The organism is Ralstonia flaminis (assembly GCF_958415495.1).
Taxonomy (GTDB): domain Bacteria; phylum Pseudomonadota; class Gammaproteobacteria; order Burkholderiales; family Burkholderiaceae; genus Ralstonia; species Ralstonia flaminis.
This window is the reverse complement of the sequence record NZ_CATZLL010000018.1, coordinates 79,786-94,843: the sequence shown is the minus strand read 5'-3', so window position 1 is coordinate 94,843 and position 15,058 is coordinate 79,786. Positions and strand designations below refer to the sequence as shown.

The window sequence follows — 15,058 nt, the reverse complement described above, 5'->3', positions numbered from 1 at the left end:
GGATCCGCAAGAATCCCTTTTCATTTGTTTGCAGTCTGACAGCAGCGTGAGCGTTCAATGACGACGTAAAGATGCCCTCCGTCTTGCCGTTAGGCTGGGTAAGCACCGCGCACATCCGCTGCGCCCTCCCTCGCCGAGTCGCCCGCCAAGACGCCACCGCTCCCGCTCATGTCCTCAGAAACGTCGATGGACAGGCGCTTCGGCGCCAGTGTCGCCATCGTCCTGATCCCGGTGCTCACGCTGTCATGCTGGCTGCTCGGCTACGCATGGCTCGCCTATGGTCGGGCAGATGACGCCGCTCGCAGCTTCCAGGCACTGCGCGCCGTGCTGTTGACGATGGAGAAAGTCTCCGCCGAGCGTGGCCCGACCAACGCGGTGCTGGGCGAGGACTTGCCGCTGCCGGCCGAACGTACCGACGCCCTGCAACGCATGCGCGCCGCCAGCGATGAGCACATCGCCACGCTGCTCAACGCACTGCAACCTGATCACTGCCCCGGCTGCGTTGCCGACGCCGATGCCGCGCGCCAGGCACAGGCCGACCTGTCCCGCGCGCGCCAGAACGTCGACAACCTCGTCGCCCTGCCCCTACCGTCGCGCACCAGCGGCGCGCTGGCGGATGCGGTGGACCGCATGATCGGGGTAATTCCCGAATTCATGCCGATCATCAACGCACGCACGGCCAACATCACGCGCGGCGACCCCGACGTGCTCAACTGCCTGACACTGGCCCGACTGGCGGCCGACCTGCGCGAATACGCCGGCCAGCTCGGCTCGCGCTTCACCAGCGCACTGGCCATGCACCGCAAGCTGACGCTGGACGAACAGCTCGCCATCGCGCGCACGCACGGGCGCATCGATCAGCTGCGCGTCATGATTGAGACACGCCTCGTGCGCGGGTCAGCGCTCGGCCAGCACGCCATGGACACGCTGAACGCACAGTACTTTGGCGACGGCCTGCGCTATCTCGAAGCCGTGCGCGCCGCCACCGACCAGCCAGGCGGGGCGGACGTCACCACTGGCCAGTTCGCCGAGCGCTACGTGCCGACGATGCACGCCATCACCGATTTCCGCGACAGCGTGCTGCGCCTGGCCGAAGACGACATCCGCGCGCACCGGCGCGCCATGCTGTGGGTGCTGCTGGGCTCGGCGGCGGCTGTACTGTCGGCGCTGGGGGCGCTGGCGTGGATGATCGTCTCGTTCCGCCGTGACGTGGTGCGCCCGTTCGTCAACGCCACGCGCCTGATCGATGCCATCGCGGGCGGCAACCTGAGCCTGCATATTCCGACCAGCTTCACGCGGCGCGAGATCCGCGCCATGTTCGAGGCGATCCGCGTGCTGCGCATCAACAGCATCGAGCGGCGCCGGCTTGAACTGGAGCGTGCGCACCTGATGCAGGAACTCGCACGCATGGCCGAGACCGATCCGCTCACCCAACTGCTCAACCGCCGCGCCTTTGAAGATCAGTCGATTGCGATCTGCAAGGCGCCCGAACCCAAGGCGCCGTTCATCGCCCTGGTGATGTTTGACATCGACCACTTCAAGCGCATCAACGACACCTACGGCCACGCCATCGGTGACGAGGCACTGCGCACCGTCGCGCGCTTGTGCCGCACCGATGGTCCCGCGGCCGACCTGGTGGCGCGCATTGGCGGCGAAGAATTCGCGGTGATGGCGTGGGCGGACAGCCTGGACCAGGCACGCAGCGTAGCCGAGCGCCTGCGCAAACGCATTGCCGAGGTGGCCGTGCCGACTGGCACCGACGTGCCTTGCCGCATGACGGCCAGCTTTGGCGTGGCCGTGGCAAAGGCAGCGGACCACCCGACGCTGGAATCGCTGCTCAAGCGTGCAGACCGTCTGCTGTATGAGGCCAAGCTGGCCGGGCGCAACCGTATGAAGAGCGATCCGCCGTCGCCCGCACACGACTTATCCGCAGCGGCCGACTGAGGCGCATGGCGCGTCAGGGCTGATTGGTACGCCGATACTCTGCCGGTGCCTTGCCAACAAGACGACGGAAATCGCGCGTGAAGTGCGCCTGGTCGAAATAGCCCAGCGCGTGCGCAAGTTCGGCCAGATCGACGGCCGCGCCGTTGGCAAGTTGATCGGCCGCTTCATGCAGGCGGTAACGGCGAATCACCCACTTGGGCGTCACCCCCACGTACTCTGAAAACACTTGCTGCAGCGTGCGCTCACTCAGGGCCACGCGTTCGGCGAGATCACACACCTGGGTCAAACCCGCGTTTTGCTGCAGGATCTGCAGGATGGTGTGAATGCGCTCGACCTGCGGATCGGGTTGCGGCAAGACGCGCAACAGCAGCGTTTCTGCGGCAGCCACCATGCCCGCGTCATCCCGCGCGCTGAGCACGAACGCTTCGGCCTGCGCATCGTCGCAACCAAGCAGCGTGTACACCGGCAGCACCTTGTCGGTCAGCAGGTGCACGGGCTTGCCGAAAAACGCACGAAAGGCACCGGGCCGAAACCGCAGGCCGATCACGCGACCCGCCTCGGCCAGCGTGGTCTCAAAGGCGCCTGACACCACGCCAAAGATGCCCGTCTGCCGCTGGTCGAACACCACGTTCACACACGGATACGGCAGCGTGCGCTGCGTGAACGGCGGCTGGCCACGCAAATCCCATTCGACAATCCAGTGGTGATCGAGCACGCCGGCCAGCGCGGCACTCGGCTGGTAGCGGTTCAGGCGAACACGCTGACGAAAGGCTAGCGGGTCGACCACGCCCTTGGGGCTGTCGACAACGTCACGCAGGTCGGTCATGGAAGTGCCATCAGAAGCGATGCCGCGATGATGCACCGCCACAGCGGATTTTTCCAAGACGGGGACGGATCGTCAGCCTACAGTGGCAGTCTCTGATGCACACAGCCACCGCAGCATCCACCACACACCGGAGACCACGATGTCGCGAGACCGCCACCTGATCCTGTATCACTCGCCGCGCAGCCGCTCGCGGGGCGTGCGCATGCTGCTCGAAGAACTGGGCGCCGACTATGAACTGCGCCCCTTCGACCTGAGCACAGGCGAACACAAGACGCCGGCCTTCCTTGCCCTCAACCCACTGGGCAAAGTGCCGACGCTGTGCCGCGGTGATGAGGTGGTGACCGAGCAGGTTGCCATCTACCTATATGCGGCGGAGCTGTATCCGGAGGCGGGTCTGTCACCGGCGGTGGGGGACCCGCTGCGCGGTGCGTATCTGCGCTGGGTGGCGTTCTACGGCGCGTGCTTTGAGCCCGCCGTGGTGGACCGCTCGATGAAGCGCGAGCCGGCCGCCTATTCGCAGTCGCCGTATGGCGACTTCGACACGGTGATCAACACGATCAACGCGCAACTCGCCAAGGGTCCTTACCTGCTTGGCGAACGCTTTACAGCGGCAGACGTACTGTGGGGAGCGGCACTGGGTTGGATCACGATGTTCAAGCTGATGCCGGAAACACCGCTGGTACGCGCCTACATTGACCGCATCATGGCGCGCCCGGCCATGCAACGTGCGCAGGCGGCCGATCTGGCGCTGGCGGCAGAACAAGACGCAGCCAAGGCGGCGGCCAGTGCAGCCGCCCCGGGCGCCTGAATCAGGCTCAGTGCGACAGACGGAACTGCCCCACGGCCTCGTTGAGGTTGTGGGCCTGTTCCTCGAGCGATTCCGCAGCGGCGGCGGCCTGCTCCACCAGCGCGGCGTTCTGCTGGGTCACCTGGTCCATCTGGTTGACGGCCTGGTTGACCTGCTCGATGCCGCTGCTCTGCTCTTCCGACGCTGCAGAAATCTCGCCCATGATGTCAGTCACGCGCTTCACCGCATCGACGATCTCAGCCATGGTCACGCCCGCCTGGTCGACCAGCGCCGTACCGTTGGAAACGCGATCCACCGAGTCGCTGATCAACGCCTTGATTTCCTTGGCGGCACCGGCTGAACGCTGCGCAAGGCTGCGCACTTCGCTGGCCACCACGGCAAAACCGCGGCCTTGCTCGCCTGCGCGGGCGGCTTCCACCGCAGCGTTCAGCGCCAGGATGTTGGTCTGGAACGCGATGCTTTCGATCACGCCGATGATGTCGGCAATCTTCTTGCTGCTCTCGTTGATGCCGCCCATGGTCTGCACGACCTGGCCCACCACGTCGCCACCACGCGTAGCCACATCCGATGCAGTGACCGCAAGCTGGCTCGCCTGACGCGCGTTGTCGGCGTTCTGCTTCACGATGCTCGTGAGCTCTTCCATGCTCGAGGCAGTTTCTTCCAGCGAGCTGGCCTGTTCTTCCGTGCGTTGCGACAGGTCTGCATTGCCGGCGGCAATCTCCTGCGCGGCGGAGCGCACCGAATCACTGCCCAGGCGGATCTGCTGCATCACCGCCGTGAGCTTGTCGGCAAAGGTGTTGAACGAGCGCGCGATCTGCGCGACTTCGTCTTCGCCGTCCGCAGGCAGGCGCTTGGTGAGGTCACCGCTGCCCGAGCCGATGTCGTCCATCGCATCGCGAATCAACGACAGGCGGCGGAATGCGCGCGCGGTCATCGCACCCACGATCAGCGCGGCCACGATGGCCACGCCCACCAGCGCGCCGGCCGAGGTCATCACCAGCGAGCGCATGCCCGCCGTCGCGTCAGACTTGTCCAGCGCAACAATGAGGCCCCAGTCGGTGCCCTTCACGCCCTGGCGCCAGAGCAGTTTGGGAACGCCGTTGATGGTGACTTCCGTCAGCTTGTCGGTTTGCGTCAATGCCGTCAGCGCGCTGTCGCTCAGCGCCGCAGACAGATCGGTCGCAGGCTTGAGTGTCAGCTTGTCATCCGCGTGTGCGACGATCTTGCCGGCTGCGTTGACGAGGAAGCCGTAGCTGGCCGGCGTCGGATGAATGGCCTTGACGTTGGCGATCACGCTGTCCATCGCCACGTCACCGCCGATCACACCTTTGAGGGCGCCGCCCTGCAGGATGGGCACCGCAAAGGTCACCACGAGCTGGCCCGTGCTGGCGCTGACGTACGGCGGCGTCACTACCGGCTTGCCGGCGTCCACAGCCTGCTTGTACCAGGGGCGCGCGGTCGGGTCGTAAGTACTGGGGATCCCTTCCGGGTTCGAAAACTTGTACGACTTGTCGGGGTAACCGACATAGATGTTGATGAAGCCGCCAGCCTGATGCACAGCCTTGAACACAGGCACCGGGTCAGCGGTGAGGGCAACATCTTGCAACGACGCCACCATCTGCGTCTTGATGGCAACCCACTCATCAATGGTGGAGGTACGGCCACGCACAATGGCCTGCAGGCTCAAGCGGGTCGATTCTTCGTTGTATGAACGCGTAACGAGGTAGTTGAGGCCACCAGCGAAAGTCAGTGCGCCGACCACAATGGCAACGCAGGTCAGCAAAATGCGGGTACGAATGGAAGCAAGCACGGTATGGTTTCCTACGAAGCCCATGGCGGCGGTTCCGCCATGTAAGACAAGCAGCACATCGCCCTGTCAGCTGTGCCGTCGCTCAAGAAACGGCCGTCGTAAGGAAATCTGAAGCCTGATCTGATGCCTGTTACGCACGCGACACATTGCCGTGGCAGGCAACACTCTACAATCGCCCGTCTCGTATGACGCCGACAGCCAAACGGCTCCCCCACCTACCAAAAGGAGTACACATGAAGACCAAAGCCGCCATCGCCTGGAAAGCCGGTGCTCCGCTCACCGTGGAAGAAGTTGACCTGCAAGGCCCGCGCGCCGGCGAGGTGCTGGTCGAGATCAAGGCTACCGGCATCTGCCATACCGACTACTACACGCTCTCGGGCGCCGATCCGGAAGGCATCTTCCCGGCCATCCTCGGCCATGAAGGTGCGGGCGTCGTGCTGGAAGTGGGCGCAGGCGTCACTTCGCTCAAGGCGGGCGACCACGTGATCCCGCTCTACACGCCGGAATGCCGCCAGTGCAAGTTCTGCCTCTCGCGCAAGACCAACCTGTGCCAGGCGATCCGTGCCACACAGGGCAAGGGCCTGATGCCTGATGGCACCTCGCGCTTCTCGATCGACGGCAAGCCGCTGTTCCACTATATGGGCACGTCCACGTTTGCCAATCACATCGTGGTGCCGGAGATTGCGCTGGCAAAGATCCGCCCCGATGCACCGTTCGACAAGGTCAGCTACATCGGCTGCGGCGTCACCACGGGCGTGGGCGCGGTGGTCTACACGGCCAAGGTGGAAGCCGGCGCAAACGTGGTCGTGTTCGGTCTGGGCGGCATCGGACTGAACGTGATCCAGGGCGCCAAGATGGTGGGCGCCGACAAGATCATCGGCGTCGACCTGAACCCCGCGCGTGAAGCCATGGCGCGCAAATTCGGCATGACGCACTTCATCAACCCGAACGACGTGGACAACGTGGTGGACCACATCATCCAGCTCACGGATGGCGGCGCAGATTACTCGTTCGAATGCATCGGCAACACGAAAGTCATGCGCCAGGCGCTGGAGTGCTGCCACAAGGGCTGGGGCCAGTCGATCATCATCGGCGTGGCCGAGGCCGGGGCGGAGATCAGCACGCGCCCGTTCCAGCTCGTGACCGGGCGTGAGTGGAAAGGCTCGGCCTTCGGCGGCGCACGCGGGCGCACCGACGTGCCGAAGATCGTCGACTGGTACATGGAGGGCAAGCTCAACATCGACGACCTCATCACGCACACGCTGCCGCTCGAACGCATCAACGAGGGCTTTGATCTGATGAAGCGCGGTGAGTCGATCCGCTCGGTCGTGCTGTACTGAGGATCGAGGAACCACGCGATGACCATCCCGGTGCCCGCACTTGAGCTGATCTCGGAGCACGCCTGTTTTGGCGGCGTGCAGCGTTTCTATCGGCATGACTCGTCAGCGATCGGCCTACCGATGCGCTTTTCGGTCTACCTGCCGCCGCAGGCGCTGGCGGGCACCCGCTGCCCCGCGCTGTTCTACCTGGCAGGCCTGACCTGCACGGAAGAGACCTTCGCCATCAAGGCCGGCGCACAACGCGTGGCCGCACGCGAAGGCCTCATCCTGATCGCGCCCGACACCAGCCCACGCGGCGCCAACGTCCCTGGCGAAACCGACCACTGGGATTTCGGCGTCGGCGCCGGCTTCTATCTGGACGCAACGCTGGCACCCTGGCGCGAGCGCTACCGGATGGAGAGCTACATCACCGAGGAGCTGCACCACATCGCGCGGATCGCCTTTCCGGTCGCCCATGGGCGCATCGGCATCTTCGGGCACTCGATGGGCGGGCACGGTGCGCTGACGCTGGCACTGCGCCACCGGGAGCGCTTTGCCTCGGTGTCGGCGTTCGCGCCCATTGCGCATCCATCCATGTGCCCGTGGGGCATCAAGGCGTTCACGGGATACCTCGGCGACGACCGCGCCGCATGGGCCGCGCACGATGCCACGCTGCTGATGCACCAGGCGCAGTGCCCGTTTCCCGGCGGCATCCTGATCGATCAGGGCGAAGCCGACACATTCCTCGCCGAGCAGCTGTATCCGGATGACTTTGCCGCCGCATGTGCCACCGCCGGGCAGCCATTGCAGTTGCGCCGCCACCCCGGCTACGACCACGGCTACTACTTCATCTCAACGTTCATCGAGGACCACCTGCTGCTCCACGCTGCGCAGTTGCATGGCCGCAGTTAGCAGGAGGACAACCTTCAAACAATGTGGATGGCGGGATTCTTGCAGCGCCTCCACCGTCAAAATGCGGATCCAAGGTGTGGGCGACTATACATTCACCCCTGTATGTATAATCGCCCCCACTTGATCCGGTGCAGGGCTGCGCTTTGCGATATCGCGCAGAAGTGATGTAACGGCCCGGTCACCGGCCAGACGATGGAGTTGTTCGACGTGAAATTCCCCTTCCCGCTGCCGCAATCGTGGCGTGCGGCCCTGCCCGGGCTGGCGCCAGATGACGCATCGGGCACCGCTTCCGCCTCACCCGCCGCCCCGGTCGCACAACCGCTCCCCGGGGATCCCGACGCGTGGATCGCCTGCGAGCATTGCGACACGCTGCATCGCCACGAGGTCATCGCGCTGGATGAAGAGGCGCGCTGCACGCGCTGCGGCGTCAAGCTGTATCGCAACCAGAGCGAGCGGCTCTCGGTACTGCTGCCGTTAATCGTAACGGGGCTGATCGTCTACTTCGTCGCCAACAGCTTCCCGATTGCCGAGCTCAACGGCGGCGGCAACCGCAGCACCACTACGCTGTGGGGCGCTGTTGAAGCGCTGTACAACTACAACATGGTGTTCGCGGCTGTACTGGTTGGCCTGACCACGTTGCTGTTCCCCCTGCTGTACATGACTGTGCTGGCACCGCTGCTGATTGCACGACTGCGCGGGCGGCAGCATCCGGCGGCGGCATTGGCGCTGCGCGCGGCGGCGTTGATCCGGCCCTGGGCCATGATCGAGATCTTCATGCTGGGCGTGGTGGTGGCGCTCATCAAAGTGGCGCACATGGTGTCATTGCAAGCCGACGCGGGCTTATGGGCATTCGGCGCGCTCACGGTGTTCATGACGATTGCGCTGTCGATCGATCTGCGCCCGTTCTGGCGCGAGATCGGCATGACGCTTCCACCGGGCACGCATGTCAACGCACCCACCGGCATGGATGCCGCAGCCCGCCCCGGCGAAACCACCGATGGCGAGGGCCGCGCATGAGCAACACCGCAGCCCCCATCCGGGCCACCGCACATGGCCTTGCCACGTGTGAGCGTTGCGGCCTGCTCGCACGCATGCCCGGCGCGCAGACGGCCGCCAAGGCCGCGCTCGCGCACGACGATACCCCCGAGCACGCCGCTGCGCCGGTCTGCCCGCGCTGTCTGTCGCCCATGCACGCGCGCAAGCCCGAGAGCCTGATGCGCTGCTGGGCACTGCTGATTGCTGCGATGGCCATGTACCTGCCGGCCAACATGCTGCCCGTGATGATTACCGACACGCTGGTCGGCACGCAGCAAGACACCATCATGAGCGGCATCGTCTACTTGTGGACGTCGGGCTCGTGGCACCTGGCCATCATCGTGTTCATCGCCAGTTTTTTTGTGCCGCTGGCCAAGCTGGGCATTCTGGCGGTGCTGTGCCTGTCGGTGCAGCAGCGCTGGCGCTGGAACCCGCGCTTTCGCACGCGGCTGTATGTGATTGTCGAGGCAGTCGGCCGCTGGTCGATGCTCGACGTATTCGTGGTGGCATTGCTGGCGGGGCTGGTGCACTTGTCCACGCTAGCTGTCATCAAGCCTGGCCCCGGTGTCGGGCCATTCGCCGCCGTGGTGGTGCTGACCATGTTCGCCGCCCGCTGTTTTGACCCCCGCCTGATCTGGGACGCCGTCGACGAGCCCGATCCCGATGAGACCGACGCATGACCGACCCCATTGATAAAGAAAACGTCCCGCCGCCGCGCCGCGTAAAACGCAAGCGCTGGCTGCCTTCGCTGATCTGGCTGGTGCCGATCGTTGCACTCCTGGTGGGTGGGACGCTCATGGCGCGCGTGATCCTGGCGCGCGGCGCGCAGATCACGGTCACCTTCAGCTCGGCCGAGGGCATCGAAGCGGGCAAGACGCGTGTGAAGTACAAGAGCGTCGACATTGGCGTCGTGAAGTCCATCGGGCTGACGGACGATCGCTCCGGCGCCGTCGCACTGATCGAACTCACTCACGACGGCAAGGCCTTTGCGGTATCCGACGCGCGCTTCTGGGTCGTACGCCCACGTGTTGCAGCAGGCAGCGTCTCGGGGCTGGGCACGCTGCTCTCAGGCGCCTACATCGGCGTAGACGGCGGGCGCTCCCACGACAAAAAATCCACGTTCAAGGGTCTGGACACACCACCCGCCATCTACGCCGACACCCCGGGCAAGCAATTCACGCTGCATGCGCCGGATCTTGGCTCGCTCGATATCGGTTCGCCGGTGTACTTCCGCCGCGTGCGTGTAGGACAGGTCACCAGCTACGACATCGATATCGACGGCAAGGGCGTGACGCTGCATGTCTTCGTGAATGCGCCGTTCGACAAGTTTGTCGCACGCGGCACACGCTTCTGGAACGCCAGCGGGATCGACCTCAAACTCGACGCCAACGGCCTGAAGCTCGACACGCAATCCTTGCTGACCGTCGCGCTCGGCGGCATTGCCTTCCAGACGCCGGAAGAGGCCGACCATGAGCCGGCCACGCCCAACACCGAGTATCAGCTCGTGCGCAACGAAGCCACGGCACTCAAGGATCCGGAGCACATTTCGCAAACGGTGGTGATGTACTTCCATCGTTCCCTGCGCGGGCTGACCGTGGGTGCACCGGTGGAGTTCAAGGGCATCAATGTGGGCGAGATCAAATCGATCGGCATCCACTACAGCAAGAAGCATCATGAGTTCGTGCTGCCCGTCACTGCCACGCTGTACCCGACGCGCTTTGGCATGGACATTCGCGACGACAACCCGCAACACGCAGCCGAGGATGTCCGCACACAGTTCGACGTGCTCATCAAGAACGGCATGCGCGCGCAGTTGAAAAACGCCAGCTTGCTGACCGGCCAGCAATTCGTGCAACTCGACTTTGTCGACCCGGGCGACCGCGAGAAGACGCCGCCTCGCTTCGGCATGCGCGAACGCGACGGCGCCTATGTCTTCCCGACCGCCGACAATCCAACCGACGACATTGAAGCGCAGCTCGCCGGCATTGCCAAAAAGCTCAACAAGGTACCGTTCGAGCAAATCGGCCAGGACATGCATCGCGCGCTCGGCACGCTGGACGCCACGCTCAAGCAGACTGAACAGCTGGCCAAGACGGTGAACAGCGACCTGGCTCCGCAAATGAAGGAAACACTGGCGGAGGCACGCCGTACGCTGGAGACCGCGCGCCAGACCTTCTCCGACGACGCGCCGCTGCAACGCAACGCACGCGACACGCTGGAACAGGTCGCCAAGGCCGCCGCCTCGGTGCGCGTGCTGACCGATTACCTGCAAACCCACCCCGAAGCGCTGATCCGGGGCAAGGCAAAGGATGCGCAATGATGCAAACGTCGATGCTGTCGTCTTCTCTTCGATTGGCCGGCGCCGTTGCCGCTGCCGCTCTGGTAGCGGCGTGCGCCTCGCCCGAGCCGACGTTGCATACGCTGTCGCTGCGCAACGAAGCGCCCGCGCCCGATGCACGCTTCCAGCGCGCTTTCCGCCTGTCAGGCGTGCGTGTGCCTGAACGCCTGGACAAGCCGCAGATCGTGCTGCGTACGTCTGACAGTGAAGTGCAGGCGCTGGAGCAACAGCGGTGGGCGTCACCCTTCGGCTCGGAACTGCGTGATGCGCTGTCGGCCAATCTGGCCGGCGCACTGTCAGCGGTGGATGTTGGCGGCGGCGTAGCGCCTGCGGGCGTGCCGCTCTACCGCATTGCTGCGGACATGCGCAGCTATGACGCGCGCCCCGGCCAGAACGTGACGGCGCTGGTGACCTGGCGTGTGGCGCGTGATACGGCAACGCAAACGCAGGGCCCGGCCGCCGCCCTCACCTGCCAGAACACGTTGACGGCACCGGCCAGCGCGGGTGTCGATGCGGTGGTGGCATCGACTCAGCAGTTGGTGCAGCAGTGGTCGCAACAGATCGCACAGAGCGTGCAGGGTCTGGAGTCGCACGCAGCCATGCCGGCCTGGTGCCGGTAGTTGCGCCTCGATTGCGCCTCGATTACGCCTCGGTGAGTTGCCGCGTCAGCTCGCCCAGCGTGGCCAACGCAGCCTCCAGGTTGGCCGAGGGCTCCAGCCCGAAGCAGATGCGGAAGAAATGATCGAAGCGGTTCAGGTTCGAGAACATCGTTCCCGGCGCAATGCGGATGCTGTGCTTGAGCGCTGCATCAAACAAGGCCACTGACGACACGTTGGTCGGCAACTCCACCCACATCGCCAACCCGCCCGACGGCACCGACAACCGCGTACCGGCCGGAAAGCACTCCGCAATCGACTCCGCCATACGCTCGCGCTGCTCGCGCAATGTCTGGCGCAGCGTGCGGATATGGCGGTCATATGCCCCCGAGGCAACAAAGCGTCCGGCCACCACCTGCAGCAGCGAATCGTTCGGCCGCGACTGCGCAAACTTCAGCATCTGCACACGCTCCTGCCAGCGCCCGGCTGTCATCCAGCCCAGGCGCAGGCCGGGTGCCACCGTCTTGCTCAAAGAGGCGCAGTAAATCACGTTGCCCGTGCGGTCCCACGCCTTGAGTGCCTTGAGCGGTGTGTTGCTGTCGGCCAGCGGGCTGTAGGTGTCGTCTTCAATCAGGGCGATGTTGTGTTGCTCGCAGAAGGCCGCCATGCGCCGCTTGGCCGCGTCGGGCATGATGCTGCCCAGCGGGTTTTGCAGGTTGGGCACCACCACCACCGCCCGGATGTTGTCGTATGCCTGCACCGCCATTTCCAGCGCTTCAAGCGACATGCCGGTGCGCGGGCTGGTGGGAATCTCCACCGCGCGCATGCCCAGGCTCTCCAGCACTTGCAGCAAGCCGTAGTACGTGGGCGATTCCACCGCCACCGTGTCGCCCGGCTGCGCCACCGCACGCAACGCGAGGTTCACAGCTTCGATGCAGCCATGCGTGACAACCACTTCGTCCGGTGCAATCTGCATCCCCATGTCGAGCGCGCGGCGCGCCACGGCGATCTGCAGTTCTGGGTGCCCATTGGGCGTCACGGCCTGCGTAAGCAGGAACGGATGCCGGCGCAGCACCTGCGTGGTGATCCGGTTGAGTGCGGCCGACGGATACAGCGCCGGCGCCCCGCTCGCCCCCGACAGATCAACACGCGCATTGGCCTGCTGCCCACGCGCCACGATGGCCGACACGCGCGCATGCACGCCCACGTAAGCAGCCGGATCCGGCGTGGCCACCTCCGGCTCCTTGACCGGCGCAAGCAAGGCACGGCGCGGCTGGCGCACAAAATACCCCGAGCGCTCGCGCGCTTCCAGCCAGCCCTCGGCTTCGAGATGCCGGCACACCTGCAGCGCCGTTGACAGGCTCACCCCATGTGTACGCATGAGCGTGCGCACCGACGGCATGCGTTCGCCCGGCATCAGCACCCCGCTGCGAATTGCGCCGAGGTAGTGATCAGCCAGCATCCGATAGAGAGGCTGTGCAGGCTGCATGGGCGGGAGGGTCAACTCGGTGACGGTCATGACGGGCGGGTGACGGTGAGAATCTCCCGCAGATCATGCAGGCAAGGACTTCACCGCAACAGATACAGACAACGCAAAACTGTACCGCAACAGATGGGCGCAATGCGGGCGCTGTTGTGGTGCAAGCGGCGCTTTCTGTGTCTGTTACGGCCCAGGGCACATGCTTAGGCTGCAGTCATGCACAGGAGATCGACATGACTGCCAGCACCCCCGACACCCCACTCCACACCGAATGGCCTGCCTTGCTGACCGGTGAATCCCGCCTTGAATGGCTGCCGGCCCGCACCACCATCGTGGTTCTGGCAGGCAGCATCACGTTGGAGCACCCGCCGCGCTGGCTGGCCGGCGAGGCGTACCGGGTCCGCCAGACCTTTACGGAGGGCCATGCGTACGTGCTGGAGACTTCCGGCTGGTGGGGCTTGTATGCGGACCGGCCGGACGGCGCACAACTGCGCGTGCTCGTGCCCGTTGGACCACCCTACCGGTGGGCATGGCTCACACCACTGCGTCGCTGGCTGGCGTTGCTCGGCGGGCAGCAGCAGACGCGGCGCGGGCGAGCCTAGCGCTCTCGCGGCGGTGCGGCGCCAGGGTTGCGATGGCCGTCATCCCGGCGGATGGATGCGTTCTCGAAGTCTCCCGGGTCTTCCTCGCCGACCGCGCTCTCGCTGGGCAAAACGGGGAGATTCGGTTTGGCACGATCGACAGGGTCGTCGCGCGCCTGACGCTCGGCGCCGGGCTTGTGTTGCGAAGGATGCTTCTGCGGCTTCATGGTCGGGCTCCTGCTTGGCATGGCGTGTTGGCCCCTGGCAAGCCGACGCAACCGGCGTACCACGCAAGCACGGCACGCACCGCCCTGCCGTGCAGGCATCTGCCTTGCTGCACCCTGGTCACGCACCGCCGATACCGCCAACGCCAACAGCAGCACATCGACGCACCCGCCGCGCGTTGCGCGCCACGTGCTGCTGTGCCGCCAGCGCATGCGCAGCCTGCGCTTTACACTGGCGCTCGGACTAGCCGTCCACCCCCGCCCACGCTTGGGCGTATCCCATTGGAAACCGCCATGCCACGCCTGTCTCCCACAGCCGGCAACTTCGCCGCACTGGCCATCGCTGCCGCCTCGCTCTTCACGCAAACCACCTTCGCCGCCGACAGCACGCCGCCCACCCGCGTGCGCGCGACCATCCTCGCCACGCACGGCAACACCATCGACGTGGCCGACAAGGCGGGGAACAAGGCCACCGTCACCCTGCCCGCTGAGGTGACCGTCACGGAAGTCGCCCCGATCGAGCCGTCAGCCATCCAGGCCGGCAGCTATATCGGCACGGCCGCTGTGAAGCAACCCGATGGCACCTTGCGCGCGCTGGAAGTGCACGTGTTTCCCGACGCCATGCGTGGCACAGGTGATGGCCATCGCCCGTATGACCTGGGCCCGAACAGCTCCATGACCAACGGCACGGTCGAGCAGGCCGGCGCCATGACAGGCGCGCAGGGCCGCACGTTGTCGGTCAAGTACAAGGATGGGGAGCAGCGCATCGTGGTGCCGCCCGAGGTGCCGATCGTCACCTTTGCGCCGGGGCGGCGTGATGAACTGACGGCCGGCGCGCACGTGGTGCTGTTCGTACGCGCCGATGCGCAAGGCGCGCTGACGGCGCAGCGCGTGCTGGTGGGCAAGGACGGTCTCGTCCCGCCGATGTGACGATGCGCGGGGTGCCCGCACCTGGCACCCGCAACGCCGGAGCTTTGACCTGTGATGCCGGATCTCGAAGCACCGGCATCGCCCCTCGGAGGTCCACCTTCGGACCTCAAACCTCCGGCGTCGGACCTTGCGACGTCCGCGCGCGCACCTTTTAGGTGCAACGTCGGACCTCAGACCTCCGGCGCCGGACCTCAAAGGTCCGACGCTGGACCCATCGACCTCCGTGGTCGCACCCCCGAGAGCCGACGTCGGACC

The 15,058-nt window shown here is 65.4% G+C and carries 14 protein-coding genes; 10 read left to right on the top strand and 4 right to left on the bottom strand.

What is annotated here, in order from left to right:
- Window positions 1-186 precede the first annotated feature (186 nt).
- Window positions 187-1,944, top strand: coding sequence for a GGDEF domain-containing protein (locus R2N11_RS23250; RefSeq protein WP_316682537.1), 1,758 nt, complete (start codon window positions 187-189; stop codon window positions 1,942-1,944).
- A gap of 13 nt (window positions 1,945-1,957) precedes the next feature.
- Here the strand turns inward: R2N11_RS23250 and R2N11_RS23245 are convergent, their stop codons facing one another.
- A complete protein-coding gene (locus tag R2N11_RS23245; RefSeq protein WP_316682535.1) occupies window positions 1,958-2,770 on the bottom strand; it encodes a DUF6597 domain-containing transcriptional factor in 813 nt (270 codons plus the stop codon).
- Window positions 2,771-2,909: 139 nt separating this feature from the next.
- On the opposite strand from R2N11_RS23245, the gene R2N11_RS23240 reads away from it, so the two are divergent.
- The gene (locus R2N11_RS23240) at window positions 2,910-3,578 is read left to right on the top strand and encodes a glutathione S-transferase family protein (RefSeq protein ID WP_316682534.1); all 669 of its coding nucleotides are present in this window, start codon (window positions 2,910-2,912) and stop codon (window positions 3,576-3,578) included.
- A gap of 7 nt (window positions 3,579-3,585) precedes the next feature.
- Here R2N11_RS23240 and R2N11_RS23235 read toward each other — a convergent pair whose 3' ends face one another.
- Window positions 3,586-5,388 carry a methyl-accepting chemotaxis protein gene (locus R2N11_RS23235; RefSeq protein ID WP_199031198.1) on the bottom strand — a complete coding sequence of 601 codons (1,803 nt, stop codon included), beginning with the start codon at window positions 5,386-5,388 and terminating at the stop codon, window positions 3,586-3,588.
- Between the two features lie 233 nt (window positions 5,389-5,621).
- Here R2N11_RS23235 and R2N11_RS23230 point away from each other — a divergent pair, with 233 nt between their 5' ends.
- The 6 genes from R2N11_RS23230 to R2N11_RS23205 all read left to right on the top strand — a co-directional run bounded on the left by R2N11_RS23230 (window position 5,622) and on the right by R2N11_RS23205 (window position 11,612).
- Window positions 5,622-6,728, top strand: coding sequence for an S-(hydroxymethyl)glutathione dehydrogenase/class III alcohol dehydrogenase (locus R2N11_RS23230; RefSeq protein WP_316682533.1), 1,107 nt, complete (start codon window positions 5,622-5,624; stop codon window positions 6,726-6,728).
- 18 nt (window positions 6,729-6,746) lie between these two features.
- Window positions 6,747-7,619 carry an S-formylglutathione hydrolase gene (gene fghA, locus R2N11_RS23225; protein ID WP_316682531.1) on the top strand — a complete coding sequence of 291 codons (873 nt, stop codon included), beginning with the start codon at window positions 6,747-6,749 and terminating at the stop codon, window positions 7,617-7,619.
- A gap of 192 nt (window positions 7,620-7,811) precedes the next feature.
- A complete protein-coding gene (locus R2N11_RS23220) occupies window positions 7,812-8,636 on the top strand; it encodes a paraquat-inducible protein A (protein ID WP_199031201.1) in 825 nt (274 codons plus the stop codon).
- Entirely contained in the window at window positions 8,633-9,334 is a 702-nt protein-coding gene (locus tag R2N11_RS23215; protein WP_316682529.1) for a paraquat-inducible protein A, read from the top strand. Before R2N11_RS23220 ends, R2N11_RS23215 begins: the two co-directional genes overlap by 4 nt.
- Complete coding sequence (locus R2N11_RS23210; protein WP_316682528.1) at window positions 9,331-10,974, top strand: PqiB family protein; 1,644 nt, start codon at window positions 9,331-9,333, stop codon at window positions 10,972-10,974. The genes R2N11_RS23215 and R2N11_RS23210 overlap by 4 nt, the downstream gene beginning before the upstream one ends.
- Window positions 10,971-11,612, top strand: a complete 642-nt coding sequence (locus tag R2N11_RS23205) for a PqiC family protein (protein WP_316682527.1) — start codon at window positions 10,971-10,973, stop codon at window positions 11,610-11,612. Before R2N11_RS23210 ends, R2N11_RS23205 begins: the two co-directional genes overlap by 4 nt.
- A gap of 22 nt (window positions 11,613-11,634) precedes the next feature.
- Here the strand turns inward: R2N11_RS23205 and R2N11_RS23200 are convergent, their stop codons facing one another.
- Complete coding sequence (locus R2N11_RS23200) at window positions 11,635-13,107, bottom strand: aminotransferase-like domain-containing protein (RefSeq protein WP_316682526.1); 1,473 nt, start codon at window positions 13,105-13,107, stop codon at window positions 11,635-11,637.
- Window positions 13,108-13,301: 194 nt separating this feature from the next.
- Between R2N11_RS23200 and R2N11_RS23195 the strand changes: the two genes are divergently transcribed.
- Window positions 13,302-13,670: a hypothetical protein gene (locus tag R2N11_RS23195; protein WP_316682525.1), complete on the top strand. Its 369-nt coding sequence runs from the start codon at window positions 13,302-13,304 to the stop codon at window positions 13,668-13,670.
- On the opposite strand, the gene R2N11_RS23190 is transcribed toward R2N11_RS23195, so the two are convergent.
- Window positions 13,667-13,876 (bottom strand): hypothetical protein, encoded by a 210-nt coding sequence (locus R2N11_RS23190; protein WP_316682524.1) that lies wholly within the window; start codon window positions 13,874-13,876, stop codon window positions 13,667-13,669. The genes R2N11_RS23195 and R2N11_RS23190 overlap by 4 nt on opposite strands.
- Window positions 13,877-14,167: 291 nt before the next feature.
- Between R2N11_RS23190 and R2N11_RS23185 the strand changes: the two genes are divergently transcribed.
- Window positions 14,168-14,803 (top strand): hypothetical protein, encoded by a 636-nt coding sequence (locus tag R2N11_RS23185; RefSeq protein ID WP_316682523.1) that lies wholly within the window; start codon window positions 14,168-14,170, stop codon window positions 14,801-14,803.
- The last annotated feature ends 255 nt before the right edge of the window (window positions 14,804-15,058 follow it).

Coding starts and splice junctions, on each gene's coding strand:
- R2N11_RS23220 (WP_199031201.1), top strand. CDS start 7,812: ATGGAGTTGTTCGACGTGAAATTCCCCTTCCCGCTGCCGCAATCGTGG.
- R2N11_RS23240 (WP_316682534.1), top strand. CDS start 2,910: ATGTCGCGAGACCGCCACCTGATCCTGTATCACTCGCCGCGCAGCCGC.
- R2N11_RS23215 (WP_316682529.1), top strand. CDS start 8,633: ATGAGCAACACCGCAGCCCCCATCCGGGCCACCGCACATGGCCTTGCC.
- R2N11_RS23190 (WP_316682524.1), bottom strand. CDS start 13,876: ATGAAGCCGCAGAAGCATCCTTCGCAACACAAGCCCGGCGCCGAGCGT.
- R2N11_RS23205 (WP_316682527.1), top strand. CDS start 10,971: ATGATGCAAACGTCGATGCTGTCGTCTTCTCTTCGATTGGCCGGCGCC.
- R2N11_RS23230 (WP_316682533.1), top strand. CDS start 5,622: ATGAAGACCAAAGCCGCCATCGCCTGGAAAGCCGGTGCTCCGCTCACC.
- R2N11_RS23195 (WP_316682525.1), top strand. CDS start 13,302: ATGACTGCCAGCACCCCCGACACCCCACTCCACACCGAATGGCCTGCC.
- R2N11_RS23250 (WP_316682537.1), top strand. CDS start 187: ATGGACAGGCGCTTCGGCGCCAGTGTCGCCATCGTCCTGATCCCGGTG.
- R2N11_RS23245 (WP_316682535.1), bottom strand. CDS start 2,770: ATGACCGACCTGCGTGACGTTGTCGACAGCCCCAAGGGCGTGGTCGAC.
- R2N11_RS23185 (WP_316682523.1), top strand. CDS start 14,168: ATGCCACGCCTGTCTCCCACAGCCGGCAACTTCGCCGCACTGGCCATC.
- R2N11_RS23200 (WP_316682526.1), bottom strand. CDS start 13,107: ATGACCGTCACCGAGTTGACCCTCCCGCCCATGCAGCCTGCACAGCCT.
- R2N11_RS23210 (WP_316682528.1), top strand. CDS start 9,331: ATGACCGACCCCATTGATAAAGAAAACGTCCCGCCGCCGCGCCGCGTA.
- fghA (WP_316682531.1), top strand. CDS start 6,747: ATGACCATCCCGGTGCCCGCACTTGAGCTGATCTCGGAGCACGCCTGT.